22 protein-coding genes are annotated in these 25,698 nt (G+C 54.6%); 21 read left to right on the plus strand and 1 reads right to left on the minus strand.

The genetic code is table 11. The features are described from left to right. Positions 1 to 2: 2 nt before the first annotated feature. The 8 genes from yfmF (at position 3) to JUF11_RS06255 (ending at position 10,595) form a co-directional block, all read left to right on the plus strand. Positions 3 to 1,262 carry an EF-P 5-aminopentanol modification-associated protein YfmF gene (gene yfmF / locus JUF11_RS06220; protein WP_204118825.1) on the plus strand — a complete coding sequence of 420 codons (1,260 nt, stop codon included), beginning with the start codon at positions 3 to 5 and terminating at the stop codon, positions 1,260 to 1,262. Continuing rightward, complete coding sequence (gene yfmH, locus JUF11_RS06225) at positions 1,262 to 2,566, plus strand: EF-P 5-aminopentanol modification-associated protein YfmH (protein WP_373305859.1); 1,305 nt, start codon at positions 1,262 to 1,264, stop codon at positions 2,564 to 2,566. Before yfmF ends, yfmH begins: the two co-directional genes overlap by 1 nt. After that, a complete protein-coding gene (gene ymfI / locus JUF11_RS06230) occupies positions 2,563 to 3,288 on the plus strand; it encodes an elongation factor P 5-aminopentanone reductase (protein WP_204118826.1) in 726 nt (241 codons plus the stop codon). Before yfmH ends, ymfI begins: the two co-directional genes overlap by 4 nt. Before the next feature lie 86 nt (positions 3,289 to 3,374). Beyond that, positions 3,375 to 4,286 carry a helix-turn-helix domain-containing protein gene (locus JUF11_RS06235; RefSeq protein WP_204118827.1) on the plus strand — a complete coding sequence of 304 codons (912 nt, stop codon included), beginning with the start codon at positions 3,375 to 3,377 and terminating at the stop codon, positions 4,284 to 4,286. 2 nt (positions 4,287 to 4,288) lie between these two features. Continuing rightward, positions 4,289 to 4,876: a CDP-diacylglycerol--glycerol-3-phosphate 3-phosphatidyltransferase gene (pgsA, locus tag JUF11_RS06240; RefSeq protein WP_125581216.1), complete on the plus strand. Its 588-nt coding sequence runs from the start codon at positions 4,289 to 4,291 to the stop codon at positions 4,874 to 4,876. Between the two features lie 69 nt (positions 4,877 to 4,945). Next, entirely contained in the window at positions 4,946 to 6,190 is a 1,245-nt protein-coding gene (locus JUF11_RS06245; RefSeq protein WP_204118828.1) for a competence/damage-inducible protein A, read from the plus strand. A gap of 172 nt (positions 6,191 to 6,362) precedes the next feature. Further along, complete coding sequence (gene rny, locus JUF11_RS06250) at positions 6,363 to 7,931, plus strand: ribonuclease Y (protein WP_125581212.1); 1,569 nt, start codon at positions 6,363 to 6,365, stop codon at positions 7,929 to 7,931. 576 nt (positions 7,932 to 8,507) lie between these two features. Further along, on the plus strand, positions 8,508 to 10,595 hold the full coding sequence (locus JUF11_RS06255; protein ID WP_204118829.1) for a KUP/HAK/KT family potassium transporter: 2,088 nt from the start codon (positions 8,508 to 8,510) through the stop codon (positions 10,593 to 10,595). Positions 10,596 to 10,654: 59 nt separating this feature from the next. Here JUF11_RS06255 and JUF11_RS06260 read toward each other — a convergent pair whose 3' ends face one another. Beyond that, on the minus strand, positions 10,655 to 11,290 hold the full coding sequence (locus JUF11_RS06260; RefSeq protein WP_204118830.1) for a YigZ family protein: 636 nt from the start codon (positions 11,288 to 11,290) through the stop codon (positions 10,655 to 10,657). A 28-nt stretch (positions 11,291 to 11,318) separates the two neighbouring features. Between JUF11_RS06260 and JUF11_RS06265 the strand changes: the two genes are divergently transcribed. The 13 genes from JUF11_RS06265 to pstA all read left to right on the plus strand — a co-directional run bounded on the left by JUF11_RS06265 (position 11,319) and on the right by pstA (position 25,684). After that, positions 11,319 to 12,578 (plus strand): DEAD/DEAH box helicase, encoded by a 1,260-nt coding sequence (locus tag JUF11_RS06265; protein ID WP_373305860.1) that lies wholly within the window; start codon positions 11,319 to 11,321, stop codon positions 12,576 to 12,578. Next, the gene (locus tag JUF11_RS06270) at positions 12,575 to 13,237 is read left to right on the plus strand and encodes a ComF family protein (RefSeq protein ID WP_236000460.1); all 663 of its coding nucleotides are present in this window, start codon (positions 12,575 to 12,577) and stop codon (positions 13,235 to 13,237) included. The genes JUF11_RS06265 and JUF11_RS06270 overlap by 4 nt, the downstream gene beginning before the upstream one ends. A 121-nt stretch (positions 13,238 to 13,358) precedes the next feature. Then, entirely contained in the window at positions 13,359 to 13,919 is a 561-nt protein-coding gene (gene hpf, locus JUF11_RS06275) for a ribosome hibernation-promoting factor, HPF/YfiA family (protein WP_125581204.1), read from the plus strand. 146 nt (positions 13,920 to 14,065) lie between these two features. Next, positions 14,066 to 16,432: a preprotein translocase subunit SecA gene (gene secA, locus JUF11_RS06280; RefSeq protein ID WP_204118832.1), complete on the plus strand. Its 2,367-nt coding sequence runs from the start codon at positions 14,066 to 14,068 to the stop codon at positions 16,430 to 16,432. 92 nt (positions 16,433 to 16,524) lie between these two features. Next, a protein-coding gene (gene prfB / locus JUF11_RS06285) for a peptide chain release factor 2 (RefSeq protein ID WP_204118833.1) occupies positions 16,525 to 17,641 on the plus strand; the annotation gives its coding sequence in 2 pieces (ribosomal slippage) (positions 16,525 to 16,596 and positions 16,598 to 17,641; 1,116 coding nt in all). A gap of 82 nt (positions 17,642 to 17,723) precedes the next feature. After that, entirely contained in the window at positions 17,724 to 18,410 is a 687-nt protein-coding gene (gene ftsE / locus JUF11_RS06290) for a cell division ATP-binding protein FtsE (RefSeq protein ID WP_204118834.1), read from the plus strand. Next, the gene (ftsX, locus tag JUF11_RS06295; protein ID WP_204118835.1) at positions 18,400 to 19,287 is read left to right on the plus strand and encodes a permease-like cell division protein FtsX; all 888 of its coding nucleotides are present in this window, start codon (positions 18,400 to 18,402) and stop codon (positions 19,285 to 19,287) included. Before ftsE ends, ftsX begins: the two co-directional genes overlap by 11 nt. Before the next feature lie 191 nt (positions 19,288 to 19,478). Continuing rightward, complete coding sequence (locus JUF11_RS06300) at positions 19,479 to 20,585, plus strand: PDZ domain-containing protein (protein WP_204118836.1); 1,107 nt, start codon at positions 19,479 to 19,481, stop codon at positions 20,583 to 20,585. Next, positions 20,582 to 21,286: a response regulator transcription factor gene (locus tag JUF11_RS06305; protein WP_204118837.1), complete on the plus strand. Its 705-nt coding sequence runs from the start codon at positions 20,582 to 20,584 to the stop codon at positions 21,284 to 21,286. The genes JUF11_RS06300 and JUF11_RS06305 overlap by 4 nt, the downstream gene beginning before the upstream one ends. Further along, positions 21,279 to 22,955: a two-component system histidine kinase PnpS gene (gene pnpS, locus JUF11_RS06310; protein WP_204118838.1), complete on the plus strand. Its 1,677-nt coding sequence runs from the start codon at positions 21,279 to 21,281 to the stop codon at positions 22,953 to 22,955. Before JUF11_RS06305 ends, pnpS begins: the two co-directional genes overlap by 8 nt. A gap of 71 nt (positions 22,956 to 23,026) precedes the next feature. Then, positions 23,027 to 23,875: a phosphate ABC transporter substrate-binding protein PstS family protein gene (locus JUF11_RS06315; RefSeq protein ID WP_373305861.1), complete on the plus strand. Its 849-nt coding sequence runs from the start codon at positions 23,027 to 23,029 to the stop codon at positions 23,873 to 23,875. 1 nt (position 23,876) lies between these two features. After that, positions 23,877 to 24,797 (plus strand): phosphate ABC transporter permease subunit PstC, encoded by a 921-nt coding sequence (pstC, locus tag JUF11_RS06320; protein WP_125581185.1) that lies wholly within the window; start codon positions 23,877 to 23,879, stop codon positions 24,795 to 24,797. Then, on the plus strand, positions 24,797 to 25,684 hold the full coding sequence (pstA, locus tag JUF11_RS06325) for a phosphate ABC transporter permease PstA (RefSeq protein WP_125581183.1): 888 nt from the start codon (positions 24,797 to 24,799) through the stop codon (positions 25,682 to 25,684). The genes pstC and pstA overlap by 1 nt, the downstream gene beginning before the upstream one ends. The last annotated feature ends 14 nt before the right edge of the window (positions 25,685 to 25,698 follow it).

The following is a 25,698-nucleotide window of genomic DNA, read 5'->3' on the forward strand; positions in this document are numbered from 1 at the left end:
CTATGCGAACGGAATTGACGCAAGGGGTTTACCTGAATGTGGTGCCCACCACCCAGTTCAAAACCACGCGGGTGGCGATTCATTTTATCGCCCCGGCAGATGCCACCACTTATGCGGCCCGCACGTTATTGACCTCGGTGCTGGAAACCAGCAGCGCCGCTTATCCGACCCAGAGTTTGCTGTCGGCGGCGCTAGAGCAGCTCTTTGGCGCTAGTTTCGGCATTGGGGTGGCCAAAGATGGCCAGATGCATCGCGTGACCGCGACCTTGAATTTGGTGAGCGACCAACTGGCCCAAGCACCGCTACTGGCGTCGGGGTTTGCACTGTTGAAGGAAGTTTTGATGCACCCGCTCTTGGCGGACGGCGAGTTTGATGCCCAAGTTTTTGGCCGGGAACAGCAAAATCTCGCCGCTTACCTGGGGAGTTTGGATGAGGATCGCCAGTTGCAAGCCAGTATGGCGACTCAGCGGCTCTATTTCGAGGGTCAGCCGGCGCAAATGACGCCGAGCTTTGGCACCATTACGCAGCTTGAGGCGGTGACGCCAGCGTCCTTGATGCAAACCTATCAGCAGATGCTGGCGCATGACCAAATCGAAATCGTGGTGCTTGGCCAGGTGACAGAAGCAGACGTTTTGCCGCTGGCTTCTGCTTTGGGCTTTGCGCCGCGGGCAGTGGCGCCGATGAAACTCACCGTCGACCGGCCAGTGGGCAAATTCCGCACCAAAACGCAAACGGCGCATGTCAACCAAGCTAAGTTGAACTTGGCCTACCATGTGGATGCCGATTTGTATGGGCGCAAATACTTTGCTAATGTCGTTGCAGCTGATTTGTTTGGCGGCTCACCGCTGTCGCTGCTGTTCACCAACGTGCGGGAAAAAGCCAGCCTGGCTTACTATGCCAGCGCTGCCTTCGATCCGTTTCGGAACATGATGGTGGTGCAATCTGGCATCGATGGCCAAAACGCCAAACGCGTGCAGGCCCTGATCGCGGCACAACTGCAAGCCGTCCAGACTGGGGCCTTTGCGGATGACCTGCTGGACCGCATCAAGGAAGGCTTGCGCAATAGCCGGCAAGCGGCCTATGATTCGCCGCGCTTTTTGGCCCGCCAAGAGTTGCTGCACGCCTTAGCGGTGAACCACCAACCTGGTTTTGCCGCTTATGCCGCGGCGATTGATGCGGTGACCAAAGCCGAAGTGCAGGCGGCAGCGCAAACTTGGCGCCTGCAGGCTGTGTATTTGCTGAAAGAACAGGAGGAAGGGTGATGGCGCTGGAGAAGTTCGAGTATCCCGAAGTAGGGGAAACCCTGCTCAAAGCAACCTTGCCCAATGGTTTGCGCGTCCAGCTGGTCCCCAAGCCGGCCTATCATCAGACTTATGCCATGTTTGCCGTAGATTACGGCGGCATTGATGTGCGTTATCAGCCGGCTGGCAGCAGTGAAATGGTGCAGGACCCAGAAGGTATTGCCCATTTTCTGGAACACAAGCTGTTCGAAAAAGAAGATCACGATGCCTTTGCCTTATTTGGTCAAACCGGCGCTTCAGCCAATGCTTTTACCGGCGCAACCAATACGGCGTACCTATTTTCCTCGGCGAATGCCGTGGCGGAAAATCTCACCACGCTTTTGGATTTTGTTCAGGCGCCTTATTTCAGTGACGAAACTGTGGCCAAGGAACAAGGCATTATTGGCCAGGAAATTCAGATGTACCAAGATGATCCTGGCTGGCTTTTGTACTATGGCATTTTAGGTAACTTGTATCCGGACCATCCGATTGCCCAAGATGTGACCGGCAGTCTGGCTTCGATTGCCGCCATTACCCCGGAGAAGCTGTACCGGGCGTATCGGACGTTCTATCAGCCCAGCAACATGACGCTGACGCTAGTGGGCCATTTTGATCCTGATCAAATCATGGCCTTAATCACTGCTAACCAAGCCGCCAAGACCTTTGCGCCGGCGACACCGATTGTGCGCGGGGTGGCCTTTGATGGTTCACTGGCGGAAATTTTGCCTTATCGCGCTGCTGATTTGCCGGTCATTCGGCCGAAAAGTGCCGTTGGGCTGAAAGGGCAGGTGGATATTCCTGATGATGAAGCCGGCACGCGGTACAAGCTGACGATTTTGCTCCTGCTGGAAATGTTATTTGGTGACTCGTCACCGCTCTACCAGGACTGGTACGATCGGGGCTGGGTGGATGATTCGTTTGACTTTGAATTCACGGCGGGCCGCACGTATAACTACGCACTGTTTTCCGGTGATACGGATGAACCCTCGCGGTTGTCCGATGCGGTGGCGGCGGTGATTGCCAATGGTGCAGACCAGCCAAGTTTGACGCAAGCCCGCTTTGATCGCATCAAGCAGGCCAGTCTGGGTAAGTATTACATGTCCTTGAATTCACTGGAACAAACTGCGAACCAGCTCAGCGCCCAAAGCTTTTACCAGGTGAACGACTTTGATGTGGCCAAAATCATGCGCACCATCTCATTGGCTGACTTAAAGGCCGCGGCGGCGACGTTCTTTGATGTTGACGCGTTGTCAGTCTTTCACATTCGGCCGGAGGTAGAGCCATGAGTTCAGCTTTGATTCTTGGCGCCAGTGGCGATATCGGCCAGGCCTGTGCGCGTCGGCTGGCAAGCCAAGGCTGGTCCTTATATCTGCATTATCATGACCATGAGGCGCCTGTGACGGCCCTGACCGCCGAACTGGTGAAGGCTTATCCCAAGCAAGATTTTATCCCGATGCGGTATGATTTAACCGACCCGGCACATTTGGATGCCCTCACCGCGCAATTATTTGCCGTAGATGCAGTGGTGTTTGCGGCTGGGGCGACGGCGTATCACCTGTTTGAAAGCAGCACGGTGCCGGAAATGACCCAGCTGATGCAGGTGCATTTGCTCACGCCCATGGCCTTGTTGACCAAGCTCCAAGGCAAATTGGCCGCTTCAGGGCACGGCCGGGTGGTGTTTATTGGCTCCGTCTATGGCGGCAGTGGCAGTGCGATGGAAGTCGCTTATAGCACGGTGAAAGGCGCTCAGTCAGCGTTTGCCCGGGCTTATGCTAAAGAAGTAGCCAGTCTTGGTATCACCGTGAATGTGGTGGCACCAGGCGCGGTGGCGACGAAGATGAATCGCTTTTTCTCGCCGGAGGCTTTAGCGGCGGTGCAGGCGGATATTCCCGCTGGTCGATTAGCCCAGCCAGAGGATATCAGCTACTATGTGGCCAGTTTACTGGCGCCAGAAGCGATGTATTTAACCGGCCAAACGTTATATGTCACCGGGGGTTGGCTGCGTTAGCATCTCAACAATTTCTTAATTCATGGGATGTAATTTTCATGCTATACTGAAAACGACGAATAATTAATAGCGGGTGAAGAAAACAAATGGATGAAATTGGGCAAAAGCTGCGGACTGCTCGAATTGAAAAAGGGTATACATTAGATGACCTTCAACAGATCACGAAGATTCAAAAGCGTTATTTGATCGCGATCGAAGAAGGCAATTTTGATGCGCTTCCAGGTGACTTTTACGTTCGGGCCTTCATTAAGCAATATGCGGAAACCGTTGGCCTGAACGCCGACGAGCTGCTCACACAATTTCAGCAGGATATTCCCGACACACAGCCGCAGGAATATGTTGAACAATCAGTTGAAAATCGGACCCGCAGTGAACGTAGTAGCGCCGCCAGCCCAGTGAACAAGTTGCGCCAGCATGCCGTACCCATCATGATTGTGGTGGCGGTGGTGATTATTGTGTTCGGCGTGTACTTTGTGATGTGGAAGTCCTCACAAGGGCCCAAGCAAACCGTGCCGACAGACAGCGCCAGCGTTTCGGTTTCTTCGAAGAAAGCCAGCAGCTCAGCTAAGTCTTCGACCAAGAAGACCAGCTCGAGCAAAAAGGCGGCCTCTTCCAGCAAGAAGAAGGCCTCATCCAGCAGTAAAAAAGCTGAACAGAGCGTTGCGGTAACCACGGTCAGCTCCAGTCAGCAAACGGCCACGGTCACCAACCTGCCTAAATCTGGCAACAAGCTGACGGTCGCTGCTCCTGATGGCGCCGCTTGGATTGCAGTGTACGTCAACGGTAGTATCAGCTGGCAAGGCACGCTCCAAGGCGGCTCAGATCACACTGTTGATTTGCCCGATGGAGTCACGAGCTTTGCCGTGCATTCGGGCAATACGCCAGGGACCACCATCAAGTTGAACGATAAGACCGTGGATATCAGCGGGGCTACCGGCGTGGTGCGGACGATTACCTTTAAGCTCGCTGATAGCAGTACCACAGGAAGCGGGGATTAGGCGTGAATTTACCAAATAAACTGACGATGCTACGGATTATCCTGATTCCAGTGTTCACGATTTTGCTGGTATTGGGCTGGCCAGCCGGCACCATCATGCTGGGAAGCGCGAAGCTCAGCGTCACGTATCTGGTGGCAGCCATTATCTTTGTGGCGGCTTCACTGACAGACTTGGCTGATGGCAAAATTGCCCGGGCCCGGCACTTGGTCACCAACTTCGGCAAGTTTGCCGATCCGTTGGCCGACAAGCTGCTGGTGATGACCGCCTTCATTTTCCTCACTGCGGCTGGGATTATCCCGGCTTGGGGTGTCGCCATTATTTTATGGCGGGAACTGGCGGTGACCGGCTTGCGGCTGCTGTTAGCCAATGGCGGTGAGGTCCTCGCCGCAGCTTGGCCTGGCAAAATCAAAACCGTGACTCAGGATTTGGCGATTGTCTTTCTATTCATGAATGACTTTGGCATTCCTGCCATCTTCGGCGTTGGCCTGGGTGAAATTCTGTTTTACCTGGCCGTGATTTTTACGGTGTACTCCGGGGTCGAATACTTCTACAAAAATCGCAGTGTCTTTGCGGATTCATTTGGACAATAACCAACGGCGCAGGGGCCTTCGCCCTTGCGCTTTTCTCATGCAATCAAGTCAATCATTCGAGGTGGCAAAATGAGCGCAGAATTAATCGCAGTCGGCACGGAAATCTTACTCGGACAAATCACCAATACCAATGGCGCGTTTTTGGCCAATCAGTTGGCGGAGTTAGGCATCGACAGCCTTAATCAGCAGGTGGTGGGTGATAACCAGGCCCGGTTGGACGCCGCCATCACCTTGGCGGAGCAGCGCGCCGAGATTATTATTTTGATTGGTGGGTTGGGCCCCACGCCAGATGATTTGTCCAAGCAGACGTTAGCCGCGCATTTAGGCGTTGCGCTGGTGGATGATGCGCCGGCTTTGGCGAAACTGCAGGCGTATGCCGCCCAGCAGCAACAACCGATGACGCCAAACAATTTGCTCCAAGCTAAATATCCTGCCGGCGCCACGGTGCTGATGAACAAGGTCGGCTTGGCAGTCGGTGCAGTGAGCGTCAGCCAAGGCAAACAGTACATCTTGCTCCCAGGCCCGCCGAAAGAATTTGAGCCGATGGTGCTTGATCAGCTGGTCCCTTATCTGCTCAAAACCCTAGGCCACGATGCCACAATGGTGAGCCGCGTGCTCCGGTTCTTCGGCATCGGTGAATCCAAAGTCACCACGGTGCTGGCGGATTTGATTGCAGGGCAAACTAATCCCACGTTAGCCACTTACATCAAACCCTATGAAGTCACTTTGCGCCTCACTGCCAAAGCGGCTGATGAAGCGGCGGCCAAGGCCTTGCTTGATCCCATGGAAGCTGAAATTCAAAGCCGCCTCGGGCAGTACTTCTACGGCTATGGCGACGACAATAGCTTGCCGCAAGCGGTGGTGAAAGCCTTGGCGGAAAAGCAAAAGCAAGTCACGGCCGCGGAAAGCTTGACTGCAGGCGCGTTCCAAGCGACCTTGGCGGATGTGCCAGGGGTATCTGAATGGTTCAAAGGCGGCTTTGTCACCTACTCAAATCACACCAAAGCAGCCTTTCTCGGCCTTGATGAAGCCACAATCAATCGTGATGGGGCGGTCAGTGAAGCCACTGCTAAGGCGATGGCTACTGGCGCGTTGGCCAAAGCCGAAGCGGATCTCGCCGTCAGCTTTACCGGCGTGGCCGGGCCGGGCCCGAATGATGGTCAACCGGCCGGCACGGTGTGGATTGGGTTAGCCCAGCGCGGCCAGGAAGCTCAGGCCCAACTGTTTCATTTTCCTGGCAGCCGGGCGGCCGTTCGCGGGCGGGCGGTCAAAGCCGGGTTGTTTTGGCTATTGAAAACGCTGCAAGCAGAGTAACTGAAAAAGGCTTTGATGCTGGCTAGAACCGGCGTCAAAGCCTTTTTAGCGTAAGGCTGGCGGCCTGGCCCTGTATTGACAGTAAATCGCGAAACCGCTACAATCGACCTTGTGTCATATTTAAAAATATAATTTGCATCTTGAAAGAAATTGATGATGCGGAGGTGAAAAGATGAGCGCAGAAATGCTGATCTCGATAATCCTCGCAGTCATCGCTTTATTGCTCGGATTGTTGATTGGAAACTGGCTTCAGAAACGGAGCCACCAGAATACTTTGAACCAAGCCCACGATAGTGCTGCCGGGATCATCGAGACTGCTAACAAAGAAGCCGAGACGCTAAAAAAAGAGAAATTAGTCGAGGCCAGAGAAGAATCCCATCAATATCGCACGCAGGTGGAAAACGAACTCAAGGAACGGCGCCATGAAGTCCAACAGTCAGAACACCGCGTTTTGCAGCGGGAAGAGGCCTTGGACCATCGTGATGATACCCTTGATCGGAAGGAACAGAGCTTGTCGGATCGCGAGGGGCACCTCAACGATCGGCAGCAACAATTGGACGAGCGAGAACAAGACATTACTTCAACCATTGCCAAACAACAAGCAGAACTTGAACGCATTGCCAGCTTAACCAAAGACCAAGCACGGGACCAAATCCTCACTGCCACCAAGGCAGAGTTGGCCCATGAACGGGCGAAGTTGATTAAAGAAAGTGAAGATGAAGCGCATGAAACGGCTGACCGCACGGCCAAGTCGTTGATTGCTGATGCCATCCAAAGAAGCGCCTCTGATGTCGTGGCCGAAACCACGGTGACGACGGTGACTTTGCCGAATGACGACATGAAAGGCCGGATTATCGGCCGTGAAGGGCGTAATATTCGGACGTTGGAAACCTTAACGGGCATTGATTTGATTATCGATGACACCCCGGAAGCCGTTGTGCTATCAGGGTTTGACCCGATTCGGCGTGAAATTGCGCGGATGGCGCTTGAAAAACTGATTCAGGATGGGCGAATCCACCCTGCTCGCATTGAAGAAATGGTCGACAAGGCGCGCAAGGAGATGGATGAACGCATTCGTGAAGTCGGGGAGCAAGCCATTTTTGACGTGGGCATTCATAACATGCATCCGGATCTGATCAAGATTTTAGGGCGCCTTCATTTTCGGACCAGTTATGGGCAAAATGTGTTGGATCACTCGATTCAAGTGGCGAAGCTGGCTGGAATTATGGCCGCTGAGCTGGGTGAAGATGTCAATTTAGCGAGACGCGCAGGATTACTGCATGATATCGGGAAAGCGCAGGACCGTGAAGTCGGCGGCTCCCACGTGGAAATTGGGGTGGAATTAGCCACCAAGTACAAAGAACCACAAGTGGTGATTAATACGATTGCCTCGCATCACGGCGACGTGGCACCAACCAGTGTGATTGCGGTCTTAGTGGCGGCAGCGGATGCTATTTCCGCCGCCCGCCCAGGCGCCCGGTCAGAATCGCTGGAGAATTATCTGCACCGTTTGGAGAAGTTGGAGTCAATTGCCAACAGTTTCACCGGTGTCGATCATTCTTATGCCATTCAAGCTGGCCGCGAAGTGCGCGTCATCGTGCAGCCTGAGGCCCTGTCGGATGAACAATCCGTCGTCTTGGCGCGCGACATTCGCAATCGCATCGAAAAAGAACTCGAATATCCAGGTCACATCAAAGTCACTGTCATCCGCGAAAAGAGGACGGTGGAATACGCGAAGTGATCACAAGCGCTGGGGTAACCTGGCACTTTTTGATTCGGTGGCCGCGGGTCCGGTCAATAATAGTGAGGCTCAAGTTTTATCGTTACATCATGATGCCTGTTTTGGCTGTTGCGTCATCTGGGTCTTAATATTGAACAAGACGGAATTCGTGAGTGAGACGCTATCCAGCATCTTACGATCAAACTAGGGCGGGTCAGCTGGAGCAGGCAGGGGCTCAGTGGTGAAATTGTTCTTAGCCAACTTGTTGGCTTAGAACAAGCCGCGACTTTGAGACGCGTAGAGGCTCAAAGCGCTGGCCACCACGTTCCAGCCCATGCCTGCGGAAGCTGGCCTGCCCGGCCGACAGTTGAGTGCTGTAAGCGTAGTCGCGCTGCGCTGGGCAACGCCCGAGCAGCTAGCTACGCATTAGGCCTCGCCGCTAAGCCCAGCGGCAATGCCTAACGCTAGGCTACCCGTCGGGCCAAGTGCGTCCAGCTCCGCAGCCTTGACAGTTTGACGCAATCACAGCAATGAGCTATGATTCCTTGACAGTAGTTTCTTCCACCGCGGTAAAGCGTGGAGGTTGAGGAGAGAAAAATGACACGTAAGAAAAAAGCCACCATGCTTGGCATGTTGATTACTTTGGGCATCGTGTACGGCGATATTGGGACGTCACCGCTGTACGTTATGAACGCGATCATCGCTGATGCCGGCTCGGTTGGGGCGCTTTCGCCTGATTACATTATTGGGTCGGTATCGCTGATTTTCTGGACCCTGATGATTTTGACCACCATCAAGTATGTGGTGCTGGCCATGCAGGCCGATAACAACGGCGAAGGCGGTATCTTTGCGCTTTATGCTCTGGTCCGCCGCCGTGGCGCGTGGCTGGCCATTCCCGCTTTGATTGGGGGCGCAGCGCTGCTGGCGGATGGCACATTGACACCGGCTGTGACGGTCACCACCGCGCTGGAAGGGCTAAAGGGTCAAACCTTTGGCCGTTTTGTCTTCAGCAATAACCAAACCGTGGTGCTGGTGATTACCACCGGCGTGTTGCTGGCGCTGTTTTTGATTCAGCGCTTCGGCACCGCGAAGATTGGGAACGCCTTTGGACCAATCATGTTCTTGTGGTTCTTGTTCCTCGGGGTGGCTGGCCTGAGCCATATGTCTGGTCATCTGGAAATTTTGAAGGCTTTGTCGCCGGTTTATGCGATTAAGATCTTGTTCAGCCCGGAAAATAAAGTCGGCATTTTCTTGCTAGGCAGTATTTTCCTGGCCACCACTGGGGCGGAAGCCTTGTACTCCGACATGGGCCATGTCGGCAAGGGTAATATCTATGCCACCTGGCCATTTGTCTATGTCATGTTGATGCTGAACTACTTTGGCCAAGGTGCATGGTTGATTGCGCATTATCAAGATGCGGCGTATGCCAACCTGACGACGATGAACCCGTTTTATGAAATGCTAGGAACGGGGCTGCGGCCATACGCGATTATTCTGGCGACGGCAGCGGCGATCATTGCCTCGCAGGCCTTGATTACCGGCTCTTACACGCTGGTGCACGAAGCCGTGGGGTTGAAGTTCTTGCCGCGGATGGCCATCAAGCATCCATCCAGTGAACGCAGTCAGATTTACATCGCTTTTGTGAACTGGTTCCTGTGTTTGGTCACCTTGAGTGTGGTTTGGTTCTTCCGGACTTCCAAAGCCATGGAAGCGGCTTATGGTTTGGCCATCACGGTCACCATGCTGATGACGACCTTGTTGCTTTACGAATTCTTGGCCATGCACATCGAGCGAGCAATGGCGGCGTTGGTGGCCGGCTTCTTCGGCATCATCGAAACCGTCTTCCTGATTGCCAGCCTGGTGAAGTTCCTGCATGGGGGCTACATCACGCTGTTCATCATGTTGCTGATTTTGGCGATGATGGTGGTGTGGTACTTCGGGAACAAAGTCCGCGAGCATTACCAGGATGAAAGCGAATATGTCGTGCTGACTGATTATCTGGATCAGCTGACCGCATTGGCGGCGGATGACAGCATTCCGACTTACACCACGAACTTGGTTTACATGACCAAGGTTAAACCGGGGTACCGGCTGAAGCGCTCCACGCTGTACTCGATTTTGGACAAACGGCCCAAGCGCGCCAAAGTCTACTGGTTCGTGACGGTGAATGAAACCGACAAGCCGGTGGAAATGCGTTACACCGTCGACATGCTCCACACCCGCAATGTGATTTCGGTCCAGATTTACTTGGGCTTCAGAATGTCACAGCATGTCAATGTCTACATTCGTAAGATCATCAATGACCTGCTCAACGCCAAGGTGATCGATCCGCAGACGCCAAAGTACACCACGGTCAAAAACCGCAATGTCGGGGACTTCAAGTTCGTTATCATTCGCGAGCAAGCGCAGAATTTGATGGCGACGGAAAATATCCCAGGGTGGCAGCGCCGCTTGATTGGCGGCCGACTTTGGTTGCAAAATGTCACCACGAGCCCGGCCAACTGGTACGGCCTTGAATTCTCGAATGTGGTCGAAGAAGTCGTGCCGTTGTTCATCAGCGTGCCGCGCACCGTGGCCTTCTCGAAACATCAGATTATGAATGCGAAAGCCTTCAAACTGCGGGCAAAGAACCAACCGATTCAAACTGAAACCGAGATTATCAATCCCAAAGAAGATCCCGAATAACCGCAACAAAGCGGCCATCAAACCTGGAGTTTGATGGCCTTTTTTGCGTTGCTAGCGCTTTATTCGGTGACTGGGACCTCACTGGCTTGCAGCGGCCCCAAGGTGATGCCAACTTTGCCAGCCGTTAAGTCGGTGATGGCCATGGCCACCGCGGCGGCTTCAGATTTGGGGACCGCAATGGTTAACGTGACCGCTGCGCCGTAATCGCTGTTGAGTAAAGCAATGGCGTTGGTGTTGAGATAATGCTGGAGCGAATCGAGCTGGGGGTAAGGCACGGCTAGGTTCATGGTTTGGAGCATAACGCGCCTCACGATGCCCACTTCATGGACCGCTGCCGCCACACTGTTGGCGTAGGCTCGAATCAAGCCGCCAGCACCGAGTTTGATCCCGCCGAAGTACCGCGTGGTAACGGCAACGACATCATGCAGTCCCATTTCTTGCAGGGTTTTGAGCATCGGCACGCCAGCGGTACCGGCAGGTTCACCATCATCGCTGGCGCGCTGAATGTGATCGTCATCGCCGAGTTGATAAGCCGGGACGTGGTGCGTGGCTTTCGGTTCTTGTTTACGCACGCCAGCAATAAAGGCTTGGGCCTCAGCTTCGGTGTGCACGCGGCCCACCTGGCAAATGAATCGCGATTTTTTAATCACCAGTTCCGCCTGACCAGCGGCTTTGATGGTGCGATACTCAGACATTGCGTAATCTCCTTTTGAGGTGAGCAAAATGTTGCCGTTAGGCTTTCAGTTGACTGATGAAGAATTGCCAAAAGTGAGCCTCACTATGGCCAGTTTAGCACAGGTCACGCCAATCATGGCCATTCAAACCGGGCGCTGCCAGCGCTGTCAGCAGCGCGCGTTGGCGCCATTACCGGATGGCCGGCAGTATTGCACCGCCTGCGTGGGGCTGGGGCGGGTGACCACCACGACCAAGCTTTGGCGCTTGCCATCAGGACCAGCCAACCCCAGTGCCATGACCTGGCGTGGCACGTTGACCCCGGCGCAAAAGCAAGCCGCCCAGGCGGCGTTAACAGCAGTCGACCAAGGCCGGGATTTTTTGCTCTGGGCGGTGACCGGGGCCGGCAAAACTGAAATGTTATTTCCGGTGGTGGCAGCGTTTTTAAGCCGGGGGCAGCGGGTGGCCATTGCCTCACCGCGAGTCGATGTGGTGCGCGAATTAGCCCCGCGTTTTGCGCAGGCATTTGCGCAGGCGTCGCTGGCGGTACTGTATGGCGGCAGCGCCTGGCCAGAAAACCCCGCGGATTTAACGGTGACCACCACCCACCAACTACTGCGGTATTATCGGCATTTTGATCTCATGGTGGTGGATGAAGTGGACGCCTTTCCGTATACGCAAACCCCGATGCTGGCGGCAGCGGTCAAACAGGCTAGGCGCGGGCCAACCATTTTTCTGAGTGCCACACCAGATAAGCCGATGCAACAGGCGGTCAGACGCCAGCAACTGGCAGTGGCGTTTCTGCCGCGGCGGTTTCATGGCGCCCCGCTGCCGGTGCCGCAACTGCGGCTGACGGCGCTCAAACAGGTGCCTAAGCAGCTGGGCAAGCGGGATTTGGCGCTTCTGCAAAGCCTGGCTGCTGACCGCCGGGTGTTGGTATTTGTGCCCCGGATTGCCTGGCTCAAGCCGCTGGCGGCGCACCTGCAGCAAGTTGGGCTGGCGGTGCGCACAGCGCATGCCGCCGATTCCGACCGGGCGGCGGTGGTGCAGGCCTTTCGGCAAGGTAAGTTTACGGTGCTGCTCACGACCACGATTTTGGAGCGCGGGGTCACCATTCCCCGCTGCGCCGTGGTAGTGGTGGCCGCCGATGATCCGCAATTCTCGGCCAGTGGCCTGATTCAGATGGCTGGCCGGGCCGGTCGCAGTGCGGCCAACCCTGATGATCCCGTGTGGTTTTTGGCGCGGCACGTCACCCTGGCCCAAGTTGAGGCGATTCATGCCATTCGGCAAATGAATCGGCGCCAGTCATGAACTGCTTGCTATGCCAGCAGCCTTTACGCAGTGATTGGGCGCTGGCGCAGTTGCTCAGTTTCAAACCGCTAACGCTGAGTCGGCTGTGTGCCCAATGCCTGGCTCAATTCACGCCGATTGCGGCCGCCACGGCTTGCCCTGGTTGCGGCCGCGCCCACTCGCCAAAGCTTTGTGCCGACTGCCAGCGCTGGCGGCAGCAAGGGTATGCGCTGCTCCACAACCGCGCCTGGTTTAGCTATACACCAGCCATGAAAGCCTTTATTCAGCAGTACAAAGGCTTAGGCGATTACCGGTTGCATGAAGCCTTTGCTGACCAACTTCAGCTGCCTACACGGCGTACGGCGCTGGTGCCGCTGCCTTCTGAACCTGGGCATTATGCGCGGCGCGGCTTTGATCCGGTGATTGGGCTGTTTGGCCACTTGCCGCTAGCGCTGTGGTTGAAGAAAGCCGACACGGCAATGCCGCAAGCCCAAAAAGATCGCCAAGGCCGCCTGCAGACGCCGCAAAGCTTCACGGCGCATTTGCCGGCCAAGTTGCCGCCACATGTGATTTTATTAGATGATTTATACACCACCGGCCGCACCTTGTATCATGCTCAGGCCGCACTGCGCCAGGCCGGCTATCAGGGCACGATTACGGCTCGGACCTTGATTAGATAAACGGATTATATTTGTTTCAAGGCGAGCAGTTCGCTATAATAAGGGTGTAGGGTGAAAGGGCTTTAATAGACCCAATCGCCCACGTGCAAGCGACTTGCACGGATGAAAGGGGAGAAGTTTTATGCTCACATACAACGTTCGTGGCGAAAACATCGAGGTCACTGATGCCATCCGCAGTTATGTCGAAAAGCGGATCAGCAAGCTCAACAAGTTCTTCGAGAGCTCAGTTCAGGCGACCGCGCACGTCAACTTGAAGGTGTATCCTGATAAAACCGCCAAAGTCGAAGTGACAATTCCATTGTCCTATCTGACCCTGCGCGCTGAAGAAACTAGCCCTGATTTGTACGCCAGCGTCGATTTAGTCACCGACAAGCTGGAACGGCAGGTCCGCAAGTACAAGACCAAGATCAACCGTAAGTCGCGGGAAAAGGGCTTTGCCCCGATTGACGTGGCCCCAGAAGGCACGCCAGCACCAACTGAGCCAGCGGAAGAAGAGGATAACCTGACAGTGGTCCGCACCAAGCGGGTATCACTGAAGCCAATGGATTCGCAGGAAGCCATTTTGCAAATGGATATGCTTGGGCATAACTTCTTTATCTTTGAAGATGCCGATACCAATGGGACCAGCATCGTGTATAAGCGTCGGGATGGCCGTTATGGGCTGATTGAAACCGACGAATAAAGCAATCGCTGATTAAACATGGCGCAGATCCGGTGAGGATTTGCGTTTTTTTATTTTAACGAGGTGTTAAAGCCGCTTCATCAATGCTAAAATACATAAGATACTGTCAGTATTATGCGCATACTGATGACAGGAGAGGATCAACAATGCCTAACGTCTTAAAAAAATGGGTTGAAAGCGACAAGCGCGAAGTGACGCGGCTTGGTAAAATCGCCGATCAAGTCCAAAGCTATGAAGATGAATATGCCGCATTAAGCGACGAACAGCTGCAAGCCAAAACACCGGCCCTCAAAGCGCGCCTGGAAAAAGGCGAAACGCTGGATGATATTTTGCCAGAAGCCTTTGCGGTTGCCCGTGAAGGCGCCAAGCGGGTGCTGGGCCTGTTCCCATTCCGCGTGCAAATCATTGGTGGGATTACCTTGCATGAAGGTAACATCGCCGAAATGAAAACCGGGGAAGGGAAAACCCTGACCGCGACAATGCCCGTGTACCTGAATGCCCTTGGCGGCCAAGGGGTGCACGTGGTCACCGTTAACGAATACCTGAGTGGCCGTGACGCGACCGAAATGGGCGAGTTGTATAACTGGCTCGGTTTGAGTGTGGGCCTCAATACCCACGATTTGAGCTCCGATGAGAAGCGCGCCGCTTACGATGCCGACATCACTTATTCCACCAACAGTGAACTTGGGTTTGACTACCTGCGCGATAACATGGTGGTGTACAAGCAGCAAATGGTTCAGCGGCCGCTGAACTACGCGATTGTCGATGAAGTTGACTCCATTTTGATCGATGAAGCGCGGACGCCATTGATTATTTCCGGTGGGGCTGAAAAGTCCACCGGGCTTTATATCCGGGCGGATCGTTTCGTCAAGACGCTTAAAGAAGAAGACGACTACAAGATCGACTGGCCAACCAAGACCGTGTCTTTGACCGAAAACGGGATTCGCAAAGCCGAAAAAATCTTCGGCTTGAAGAACCTCTATGACACCGAAAACACCGCCTTGACCCATCATTTGGATCAGGCGCTGCGGGCTAACTTCATCATGCTGAAGGATATCGACTACATGGTGTCACCGGAAAACGAAGTGCTGATTGTCGATCAGTTCACCGGGCGCGCCATGGAAGGTCGCCGCTTCTCGGATGGCCTGCACCAGGCGATTGAAGCCAAGGAAGGCGTCGAGATTCAAGACGAAAATGCCACCATGGCGACCATCACTTATCAGAACTTCTTCCGGATGTACAACAAGCTGGCCGGGATGACCGGGACGGCGAAAACCGAAGAAGAAGAATTCCGCGAAATCTACAACATGGAAGTCATTTCCATTCCCACCAACAAGCCGGTCATCCGGGTGGATTCACCTGATGTGTTGTACCCGACGCTGGATGCCAAGTTCAACGCCGTTACTGCCGATATCAAGGCGCGGCACGAAAAGGGCCAACCGATTTTGGTTGGTACCGTCGCCATTGAATCTTCCGAACGCCTGTCCAAACAACTGGATGATGAAGGGATTCCGCACAGCGTCTTGAACGCGAAGAACCATGCCCGTGAAGCCGAAATCGTCATGAACGCAGGCCAGCGCGGCGCTGTCACCATCGCGACCAACATGGCCGGGCGGGGGACCGATATCAAGCTCGGCCCTGGCGTCAAGGAAGTGGGCGGCTTGGCCGTCATCGGGACCGAACGCCATGAAAGCCGCCGGATTGATAACCAGTTGCGTGGCCGGTCTGGCCGGCAAGGGGATCCAGGCTCGACGCAGTTCTACCTGTCCCTTGAAGACGACTTGATGAAGCGCTTCGGCTCAGATCGCATCAAGCAAATGCTTGATCGCTTCAAGCTGGAAGACGATGAACAAGTGATTCGCAGTCGGATGATTTCCCGCTCAGTTGAATCCGCGCAAAAGCGGGTTGAAGGGAACAACTACGATACCCGTAAGAATACCTTGCAATATGATGATGTGATGCGGGAACAGCGCGAAGTCATTTATAAGCAGCGCCAGCAAGTGATCAACGAAGACCAAAGCCTGAAGGCAGTCTTGATGGCCATGATCAATCGCTGCGTCACGCGAATTGTCTTGGCGCATACCCAAGGCGACAAGAAAGATTGGGATCTGGACAAGATCTACGATTATGTCACTACCAATATGGTCACTGATGAGGACTTGAAGCGCTCAGCCTTGGATGACAAGACGCCAGACGAAATCATCGCGCAACTCCAAGCCTTAGCGGAAGCCAACTACGCTGACAAGCTCAGCCAGCTCGGCGATAAAGACCAAATGCTTGAGTTTGAAAAAGTCGTTATTTTACGGGTGGTCGACAGTCTGTGGACGGATCATATCGATGCGCTCGATCAGCTGCGGCAATCCGTTGGCCTGCGGGGTTATGGGCAAATGAACCCACTGGTCGAATACCAAGAAGAAGCGTACCGGATGTTTGAAGAAATGATTGCGAACATGGACGATGGTGTGACCCGTCTGTTCATGAAGGCACAGATTCGGCAAAACATTCGCCGTTAATAGCGAATCGGGAATGGGGCAAACCAAAATGGTTTTGTCCCATTTTTGTCGGCATGGTACACTAGACGAGGCAAAAAAAGGAGCACACAAACATGGAAATTGCAGAAATGCGCACCATCTTGGCCACCATGCGGGCCAAAATTAATCACTTTAGGGGGTCGCTTTGACCTCGATGCCTTGAACGAACGCATCGCTGAAAACGAAGGCCGTATGGCGGAACCCGGGTTCTGGGACCACGCTGAGCAGGCCCAGCAGCTAATCGATGAAAACAATCAGCTGAAAGGCAAGCATGATAACTTCCTGAACTTACAGAATCAGCTGGAAGACATTGAAGTGGCGTTTGAGCTGCTGCAGGAAGAGCCTGACGCCGAGCTGCAAACGGAAGTCACGACCCAAATCACCACGCTGCAAGAACAGTTGGATCATTACGAAATGACCTTGCTGCTGAACCAGCCTTATGATCACAATAACGCCATCGTTGAAATTCACCCCGGGGCTGGGGGCACTGAAGCCCAAGACTGGGGTTCGATGCTGACCCGGATGTATGAGCGCTGGGCCGACCAGAATGACTACAGCGTCGAAGTCGCCGACTATCAAGCTGGGGATGAAGCTGGCATCAAGAGCGTGACGCTGCTGATCAATGGCGCCAATGCTTATGGCATGTTGCGCAGCGAAAAAGGCGTGCACCGGCTGGTGCGGATTTCGCCGTTTGACGCGGCAGGGCGCCGGCACACGAGCTTTGCCTCGGTTGATGTCATGCCGGAACTAGATGACAACATTGAGGTCGATTTGCGGCCCGAAGACATCAAGATGGAAGTTTTTCGCTCCAGTGGCGCTGGTGGGCAGCATATTAACAAAACCTCTAGCGCCGTGCGGCTGATTCATATTCCCACTGGCATTGTGACTTCGAGTCAGGCTCAGCGGAGCCAGTTCCAAAACAAAGCCACCGCGATGGCGATGTTGAAGGCGAAGCTGTATCAGCGCGAGCAAGAGAAAAAAGCCCAAGAGGCGGCGGCCATCAAAGGTCAGCAGCAAGACGTGGCGTTTGGCTCCCAAATCCGATCGTATGTGTTTCATCCCTATACGATGGTCAAAGACCACCGCAGTAATTATGAAACCGGCAATGGCCAGGCCGTGATGGACGGCGACCTTAATCCGTTCATCTATGCCTATTTGCAGTGGCAGCTGGCCCAGTCGAATCCAGTCTGAAAGCAATTGTAACGTGGTTGCAATCAGTCTGTGTTATTGGTCTGCTATACTCGGCCTAGTGATTCAATAAAGGAGCGAAGTCATGATTCAGATGAAAAACGTGATGAAAAAGTATACCAATGGTGTCATCGCGATTAAAGATCTCAGCTTGACGGTGGACCCCGGGGAGTTTTTGTATGTCATCGGCCCCAGTGGTGCCGGGAAGTCAACGTTGATTAAAATGCTTTACCATGAACTGGTGCCCACCAGCGGCACCATCCAGGTTGGTAAGTATGATTTCAGTACAATGAGCGATAAGGATGTGCCTTATTTCCGGCGCGGCATCGGCATTGTGTTTCAGGACTTCAAGTTGCTACCGCGGCTGACGGTGTACGAAAACATTGCCTATGCGATGGAAGTTATCGAAGCCCGCGACGAAGACATTAAGCCGCGCGTGCTGCATGTGTTGAAGCTGGTTGGCTTGGAACAAAAAGTGCGCCGGTTCCCTAGTGAACTTTCCGGTGGCGAGCAGCAGCGAGTGTCCATTGCCCGCGCCATTGTTAACGCGCCAGATGTCGTGATTGCCGATGAACCGACTGGGAACCTTGATCCAGATACGTCTGATGGCATCATGGACATTTTGGAGCGTATCAACGCCGATGGCACCACCATTATTATGGCGACGCATAATCGCGAACTCGTCAATGCCCGGCCGCACCGCTTGCTAGAAATTGCCGGCGGCCGCCTGGTACGGGACGAACAAGGAGGGAGTTACAGCGATGAAGACTGATGTCATGATGCGCCACCTCAAAGATTCCCTCAAGAGCCTGAAACGCAACGGCTGGATGTCAGTGGCGGCGGTTTCTGCCGTGACGGTCACCTTGCTGTTGGTGGGGATTTTCTTAGCCTTGTTGGCCAATGTTAACCGGGTTTCTAGCCAGGTTGAAAATGACGTGCGGGTGCGGGTCTCCATTCAAAAAGGCACCACCAAGAAGCAACAGGCAGCCTTGAAAAAGGAACTGGAGGACTTCGCCGAAGTCAAGTCCGTGCAATTCCGCTCGGCCAGCCAAGAACTGGACACCATCGTTGGCAGTTACGGCAAGCAGTGGCAGACCTTCAAGGGCGATCAAAACCCACTGAACAACGTGTTCGTGGTAGACACGAAAGCCGCCAAGGACACGATCAAAGTGGCCAAGAAAGCCGACAAACTCAAGCATGTGTCGGAAGCCACTTATGGTGGCGCCAAGGCCAAGCAGCTCTTTAAGACCGTGGCCACCATTCAGCGCTGGGGGCTCGGCTTTACCATTTTGCTGTTGTTTGTGGCCGTGTTCCTGATTTCCAATACCATCCGGATTACCATCTTGTCGCGGCGCACTGAAATTGGCGTCATGCGACTGGTGGGGGCAACGAATGCCTACATTCGCTGGCCATTTTTGCTGGAAGGCGCCTGGACCGGCTTGTTCGGCGCGGTGCTGCCGATGCTGATTGTCGACTTTGGTTACGGCCTGGTAACGCGCAATGCGCCATTCACGGTAGCGGCTAATGGGTTCTCGTTGTATCCCAACATGCCATTTTTGGTGTGGATCGATCTCGCCTTGGCAGTGATCGGGATGGTCATCGGGGCGTTAGGTGCGGTGGTTTCCATGCGCCGCTTCCTGAAAATTTAAGCGGGCTGTAACAAAAGGCGAGTTTGCCTGTTTGGCGCGCAGTGCTGCTATAACAGTTAAGCTAAATGCTAGGGGCTGTGACACTCGTCGCAGCCCCTTTTGCTATGCCTACTTAGCCCTAATTCATCCCGCTTCGAGTTCGCGTCAGATATGCTATACTTACAGTAAATCCAGTCAGGAAAGGGGCACCTATGGGACAGCTCGTGCTTTCATTTATCTTAAGCCCAGTGACTTGGGTGGGCGCGCTGGTCGCTGGTTTCGGCCGGGTGCTGCGCATTCGCCAAGAAAGGCGGCTATTTGGCGTTGGCATCGATCGCCATTGGACTGGACTATGGGCCGGGTTAATTGGCGGCGTCGCGGTCAGCCTGGTGCTCGACGGGATGCTCTTGGCAGCCGGGGCCTTGCTACCGCAATGGGTGTGGCTGACGGTGGTGGGGCTGAATGTGGTGGCGCTGCTGCTATCGTGGTTTGGTTTTTCGCCATGGTTCTTTGCCCTCGCCGGGTTAGTCGCTTTCATTCCTAGTGCCCATTTGGCGTTAGGAGCTTGGGTTGGTGGGTTTGCCGTGTTGGTGGCGGGGATTTGGGCCGCCACGGCGCTGCTGCTTCATTTGCTCAATCCACCGATCGACATTCCCAAAGTGGTGGCAGGCAAGCGCGGCGCAAAAGTCGCGGTTTATCGCCACCGCCAGTGGTACTGGTTGCCGCTGGTGGTGCCAGTGCCGGGGACTTGGTTCGCCGCCCCGAGCTGGTGGCCGACCTTGGGGATTGGGACGCACCAGTTCGCTTTGCTGTTCGTACCGCTGGTGATTGGGGCGGCGCTGATGACCAAGCGGCAGCTACCGCAAGCCGCGACGCTGCAGTGGCGCTGGCAATACTTAGGCGCCAGTGTGCTGGCTTTGATCATCGCCGGTCTGACCTATTGGCGGCCCGCCGCTGCCGGTTCGGCGGTGGCGATGCTGGCGGTGCTTGGCGTGATTGTGGGCATTGGCAACTGGCGCGCCACCAAGCTTGGCGCGGCAGCGATTTCCCAAACCAGTGCCGGCGTGCGGCTGGTGGCAGTTCAGCCTGATACGCCAGCCAGTAAAATGGCGCTGCAGGCCGGCGATATTATTTTGACCTGCAACCATCTGCCGGTGCACAATGAAGCCGAACTCTACGCGGCGCTTCAAACCCAGCCGACCTATTGCCGGCTGAAGGTCATGCGATTAGATGGGGCGATACGTCTCGCCGAAACCGCGATTTTCAAAGGGGCCCCACATGAATTAGGAATGATCACATTTGCGGAGGAGCAAGCATGAAGAAAATTCTTGTTGTCGATGATGAACCAGCGATCGTGACCTTATTGCAATACAACCTGGAAAAAGAGCACTACGCTGTCACCACCGCCGGGGATGGCGATACCGCCTTAAGCCTGGCGCTGCAGCAAAATTTTGACTTTATCATTTTGGATCTGATGCTGCCAGGGTTGGATGGGCTGGAAGTGACCAAGAAAATTCGGGCGGCTGACAACAAAACGCCGATCATGATTTTAACCGCCAAGGATAGCGAAACCGATAAAATTGTGGGTCTGGAGTTAGGCGCGGATGATTATGTAACCAAGCCGTTCTCGCCGCGGGAAATCGTGGCGCGGATTAAAGCCATCGAACGCCGGGTGCAAGCCCCGACGCCAACCAGCGCCAAGGCGCCAGCCAAAATTCTCAGCGTTGGCGAGTTGGTGATTGACCCAGATAATTATCAAGCAACCAAAAATGGCGAGCGCCTGCAGCTGACCCCGAAAGAATTCGAACTGTTGGTGTTCTTTGCACAACGCGTCGGCAAAATTCTTTCCCGTGATGCGCTGCTAAACGGCGTTTGGGGCTTTGAGTATCCGGCCGAAACGCGGATGGTGGATATTCAAGTCAGTCATTTACGCGATAAAATTGAAGTGGATCCAAAGCATCCGGACTACATCAAGACGGTCCGCGGCTTTGGTTACCAAATGGAGGCGCCTAATGAGTAGCAGATTCAAGCGCCGGCTCGCCTGGACGGGGATTACTTTCGTCGCAGGCTTTTTTCTACTCTGGTTCGGCATGGACCGGACGCTTTATCAGCAGCAAGGAGATCATTTAAGCGCGCTGTATCAAACCTACCGGGATTTTGACGGCGCAGCGGCGCAAGTGCAACCGCTGGCAAAAGACAACCATGTGACCTTTACGGTGCTGAAAGGCAAACCCACTGATCGGCGCGGCACTTTGCTGCAGGATCTGGTGAACCGCCAGCGCACGATTGCTGGCCATACCACCACGCTGACGGTCAACGGTCAAGCCGAGCAAGTCTATGTGGCGCGGGAAGGCACGACCTTTATTGGCGTCTGGCAGCAGCGCGCCACCTTGTTCTCTGAAGCGCCGGCCTTTGCCTGGACGCTGATTGTGGTCGGTGTGCTCGGCCTGCTGGCCATTGCCACTTTGATGATCAAACGATTCCATTATTGGAATGGCCATGTCGAAAAAATGACTAGTAATTTGGCCCGCATCGAAGCCGGCGGGGTGCCAGAGCCGATTATTTTGACCCCAGGTTCGGCGTTCATGGCCATGGGCAAGCAGATTGACGCTTTGGACGAAGAGATGCGGCACTTGCGGGATAAGGTGGCCATTCGCCAAGCGTCCTTTGACCGCCTGATCGATCACTTGCCTCTGGGCATCATGCTGCTAGACGATGAGCGTCAGGTGGTGCTGGCTAACCAAGCGATGGGCACGCTGGTAGGCCACCAGATTGCGGCGGTTAAGCATGATTATTTTGATGACATCAAAACCTACCGCCTGGCACGGATGATTGAGCACACTTACCGCAATCAGAAAACGCACCACAAAGAACTCACCATGCTTAACACCCAAAAAGCGGTTGATGCGAGTGTGATTGCGCTTAACCGCGGCACGGATCATTTGGAAGTCTTGGTGATGCTTTATGACGTGACCTATCTGCGGCAAGTTGAACAAATGCAGTTGGATTTTGTGGGCAATGTCTCCCATGAGCTGAAGACGCCAGTGACCGCGATCAGCGGCTTTGCCGAGACGCTGCTGAATGGCGCCAAGGATGACCCGGCGACGCTCAATCAGTTCCTGCAGATTATTTTTGATGAAAGCACGCGCTTGACCCAACTGATTACCGATATTTTGACCTTGTCGCGGCCTGATACCGGACAGGCGCAAGCGACGGCGGTGAAAGTGGCTGAAGTCGTGCAAACGGCGCTGGTGAACTTGCGCAAGCCAATTGAAGAAAAGAACCTGACCTTGGAAACTATCATTCCTGATGACTTGACGCTGACCACGGTGCCGGTGAAGTTCTCACAAGTCGTGCGCAACCTGCTCAACAATGCGGTGTTCTATAATCGCAATGGGGGCAAGGTCACCGTGACTGCCACCACGGACGATAAGAGCCTGCTGCTGAGCGTCGCCGATACCGGCATTGGGATTGCCGAGAATGATCAGGCCCGCATTTTTGAGCGTTTCTATCGCGTCGACAAGGCCCGCAGTCGCCACAATGGTGGGACTGGGCTGGGGCTGGCAATCGTGCATGATATGGTGCTGCAACTGGGCGGGGAAGTTTCTTTATCCAGTCAGCTTGGGGTGGGCACCACCTTCGTTGTGTCCTTGCCCCTGGCCGATTTACCCACCTTTTACAAGGATTGACCTTTAGTTTTACACGTGATTGCTACAATTAATTCTGTTATGTCAATGGAGGGTTGGATGTGAAAAAACGACTGATTTTTATTGTGTTGGCCGGTTTGCTCGCCTTAGTCGGGTGCGGAAAACAAAGTAACAGCCAATCGATTACCGCGGTGGGTTCCAGTGCCTTGCAGCCGCTGGTGGAAGCCGCGGCGGAGCAGTATCAAAGCGATCACTTAGGCGTCTTCATAAACGTCCAAGGCGGCGGCAGTGGTACTGGGCTCTCGCAAATTCAAGAAGGCGCTGTTGAAATTGGCAATTCGGATCTGTTCGCCGAAGAAAAAACCGGCATCAACGCCAAAAAGCTGGTCGATCATCGCGTGGCGGTGGTTGGCATTACCCCGATTGTGAACAAAGCCGTGGGCGTGTCTGATTTGACGGTGGTGCAACTGCGCCGTCTGTTCACCGGTGAAATCACCAACTGGAAGCAAGTCGGCGGCAAAGACTTGCCAGTGGTGGTGGTTAACCGCGCGCAAGGCTCCGGTACCCGGGCCACGTTTGAAAAATGGGTGCTCGGCGACCGGCAACCGATGGCGGCCCAGGAGCAAGACTCCACCGGGATGGTGCGGTCGATTGTGGCCAGCACGCCAGGGGCGGTGTCTTATGTGGCGTTCTCCTATGTGGACAAAACTGTGCGGCCCCTGGCTCTCAGCGGCGTAAAACCCACCGACCAGAATGTCACCACCGGGGCCTGGCCCATTTGGTCGTATGAACATATGTATACCAAAGGCGCGCCGACTGGCTTGACCAAGAAGTTTTTGGCCTACATTCAAAGTGCCACCATGCAACAGAAACTCGTCAGCAAAATGGGCTACATTCCCATGACTGCAATGAAAGTTGAACGCGATTATCGCGGCAATCTCGTTAAACTAGGGGGCAACTAAGATGGATCCAATCAAAGAAGCGATGCTCCATCGCTCCAAAGCCGCCAAGCTGGAACGGCGCGGCCGCTGGATCAGCTTCACCTGTATCAGCATCATCGTGCTGGTGGTGGTGGCGATTTTCTCCTTCGTGGCCACACGGGGCTTGGCAACGTTTTTCGATAATAAAGTCAATCTCTGGTCCTTTCTGAGCAAAACCACCTGGTCGCCAGCGGTGAAAGATGCCCACGGCGCCCCACAAGTCGGCGCCTTGCCGATGATTGTGGGCTCCTTTGGGGTCACCTTCCTGTCAGCGATTGTCGCCACGCCTTTTGCCGTAGGGGCCGCGATTTTCATGACGGAAATCTCGCCGCAAGTCGGCAAACGGGTGCTGCAGCCGGTGATTGAATTGCTGGTGGGCATTCCCAGTGTCGTTTACGGGTTCATCGGCCTGTCCGTGGTGGTACCGCTGATTCGCAATGTCTTTGGCGGCACCGGCTTTGGGATTCTGGCCGGGACCTTCGTGCTGTTCGTCATGATTTTGCCGACGGTGACCTCGATGACGGTGGACGCCTTGAGTGCCGTGCCGCGCCATTACCGCGAAGCCAGTCTGGCGTTAGGCGGCACGCGCTGGCAAACCATCTCTAAGGTAGTGTTGCGCGCCGCCATGCCAGGCATTTTAACTGGCGTGGTGTTCGGGATGGCGCGGGCCTTCGGGGAAGCGCTAGCCGTGCAAATGGTCATTGGTAACGCCGCCTTGCTGCCGCAAAACCTGATCAGCCCCGCCTCAACCTTGACTTCAGTGTTGACCTCAGGCATTGGCAATACCGTGATGGGCTCCCTCGAAAATAATGCCTTGTGGTCCTTGGCCCTGCTGCTGCTGCTCATGTCCTTGGCCTTTAACCTGCTGATTCGCTGGATTGGGAAGAAAGGGGAGATGAAGTGATGGACGCGAAACAAAAAGACAAACTGGCGACCGGCATTTTGTATGCCATTGCTGGCATCATCGTCCTGCTGTTGGCCAGCCTGTTGGGTTACATTTTAATCCAAGGCTTGCCGCATGTGTCCTGGCATTTCCTCACCTCGCCCGCCAAAGCCTTTGAAGCCGGCGGGGGAATTGGCATTCAGCTGTTCAATTCGGTTTACCTACTGGTTTTGTCCATGCTGATTTCCGTGCCGATTGCGCTTGGCGCCGGCATTTACTTGGCGGAATACGCCAAGGCCAACTGGATTACGGATGTTGTCCGGACGGCCATTGAAATCCTGAGCTCGCTGCCTTCGGTGGTGGTAGGGCTGTTCGGCTTTTTGGTGTTCGTGCTGCAGTTCAACTTTGGGTTCTCGATTCTCTCTGGCGCCTTGGCCTTGACGATGTTCAACTTGCCGCTGCTCACCAGAAACGTGGAAGACTCGCTGCGGCAAGTGAGCTTTGCGCAGCGGGAAGCGGGGCTGGCGCTAGGGCTGTCGCGCTGGGAAACGGTGATTCATGTCGTGATTCCAGAATCACTGCCTGGGATTATCACTGGGATGATTTTAGGCGCTGGCCGGGTCTTCGGTGAAGCCGCGGCGCTGATTTACACCGCCGGCCAAAGTGCGCCGGCGCTTAATTTCAGCGACTGGAATCCGTTTGACATCGCGAGTCCGCTTAATCCGATCCGGCCGGCGGAAACCTTAGCTGTTCATATTTGGAAAATCAACTCCGAAGGCATTCAGCCTGATGCCGCCGCGGTATCCGCCGGCGCCAGTGCCGTATTGATTTTAGCGGTGCTGCTATTCAACATCCTGGCCCGGTTCCTGGGTAATCGCTTGTATCGCAAGATGACCGCTGAATCGTAGCGGAAGAAGGGATT

The organism is Lacticaseibacillus suilingensis (assembly GCF_016861845.1).
GTDB classification, from domain to species: domain Bacteria; phylum Bacillota; class Bacilli; order Lactobacillales; family Lactobacillaceae; genus Lacticaseibacillus; species Lacticaseibacillus suilingensis.

Excerpts from the sequence above, each read along its gene's own strand:
- ymfI (WP_204118826.1), top strand. The coding sequence starts at position 2,563 with ATGAGTTCAGCTTTGATTCTTGGCGCCAGTGGCGATATCGGCCAGGCC.
- JUF11_RS06255 (WP_204118829.1), top strand. The coding sequence starts at position 8,508 with ATGACACGTAAGAAAAAAGCCACCATGCTTGGCATGTTGATTACTTTG.
- ftsE (WP_204118834.1), top strand. The coding sequence starts at position 17,724 with ATGATTCAGATGAAAAACGTGATGAAAAAGTATACCAATGGTGTCATC.
- JUF11_RS06245 (WP_204118828.1), top strand. The coding sequence starts at position 4,946 with ATGAGCGCAGAATTAATCGCAGTCGGCACGGAAATCTTACTCGGACAA.
- pstC (WP_125581185.1), top strand. The coding sequence starts at position 23,877 with ATGGATCCAATCAAAGAAGCGATGCTCCATCGCTCCAAAGCCGCCAAG.
- JUF11_RS06265 (WP_373305860.1), top strand. The coding sequence starts at position 11,319 with ATGTTGCCGTTAGGCTTTCAGTTGACTGATGAAGAATTGCCAAAAGTG.
- JUF11_RS06260 (WP_204118830.1), bottom strand. The coding sequence starts at position 11,290 with ATGTCTGAGTATCGCACCATCAAAGCCGCTGGTCAGGCGGAACTGGTG.
- JUF11_RS06305 (WP_204118837.1), top strand. The coding sequence starts at position 20,582 with ATGAAGAAAATTCTTGTTGTCGATGATGAACCAGCGATCGTGACCTTA.
- yfmH (WP_373305859.1), top strand. The coding sequence starts at position 1,262 with ATGGCGCTGGAGAAGTTCGAGTATCCCGAAGTAGGGGAAACCCTGCTC.
- hpf (WP_125581204.1), top strand. The coding sequence starts at position 13,359 with ATGCTCACATACAACGTTCGTGGCGAAAACATCGAGGTCACTGATGCC.
- pstA (WP_125581183.1), top strand. The coding sequence starts at position 24,797 with ATGGACGCGAAACAAAAAGACAAACTGGCGACCGGCATTTTGTATGCC.
- JUF11_RS06270 (WP_236000460.1), top strand. The coding sequence starts at position 12,575 with ATGAACTGCTTGCTATGCCAGCAGCCTTTACGCAGTGATTGGGCGCTG.
- ftsX (WP_204118835.1), top strand. The coding sequence starts at position 18,400 with ATGAAGACTGATGTCATGATGCGCCACCTCAAAGATTCCCTCAAGAGC.
- yfmF (WP_204118825.1), top strand. The coding sequence starts at position 3 with ATGCGAACGGAATTGACGCAAGGGGTTTACCTGAATGTGGTGCCCACC.
- pnpS (WP_204118838.1), top strand. The coding sequence starts at position 21,279 with ATGAGTAGCAGATTCAAGCGCCGGCTCGCCTGGACGGGGATTACTTTC.
- JUF11_RS06300 (WP_204118836.1), top strand. The coding sequence starts at position 19,479 with ATGGGACAGCTCGTGCTTTCATTTATCTTAAGCCCAGTGACTTGGGTG.
- rny (WP_125581212.1), top strand. The coding sequence starts at position 6,363 with ATGAGCGCAGAAATGCTGATCTCGATAATCCTCGCAGTCATCGCTTTA.
- JUF11_RS06235 (WP_204118827.1), top strand. The coding sequence starts at position 3,375 with ATGGATGAAATTGGGCAAAAGCTGCGGACTGCTCGAATTGAAAAAGGG.
- secA (WP_204118832.1), top strand. The coding sequence starts at position 14,066 with ATGCCTAACGTCTTAAAAAAATGGGTTGAAAGCGACAAGCGCGAAGTG.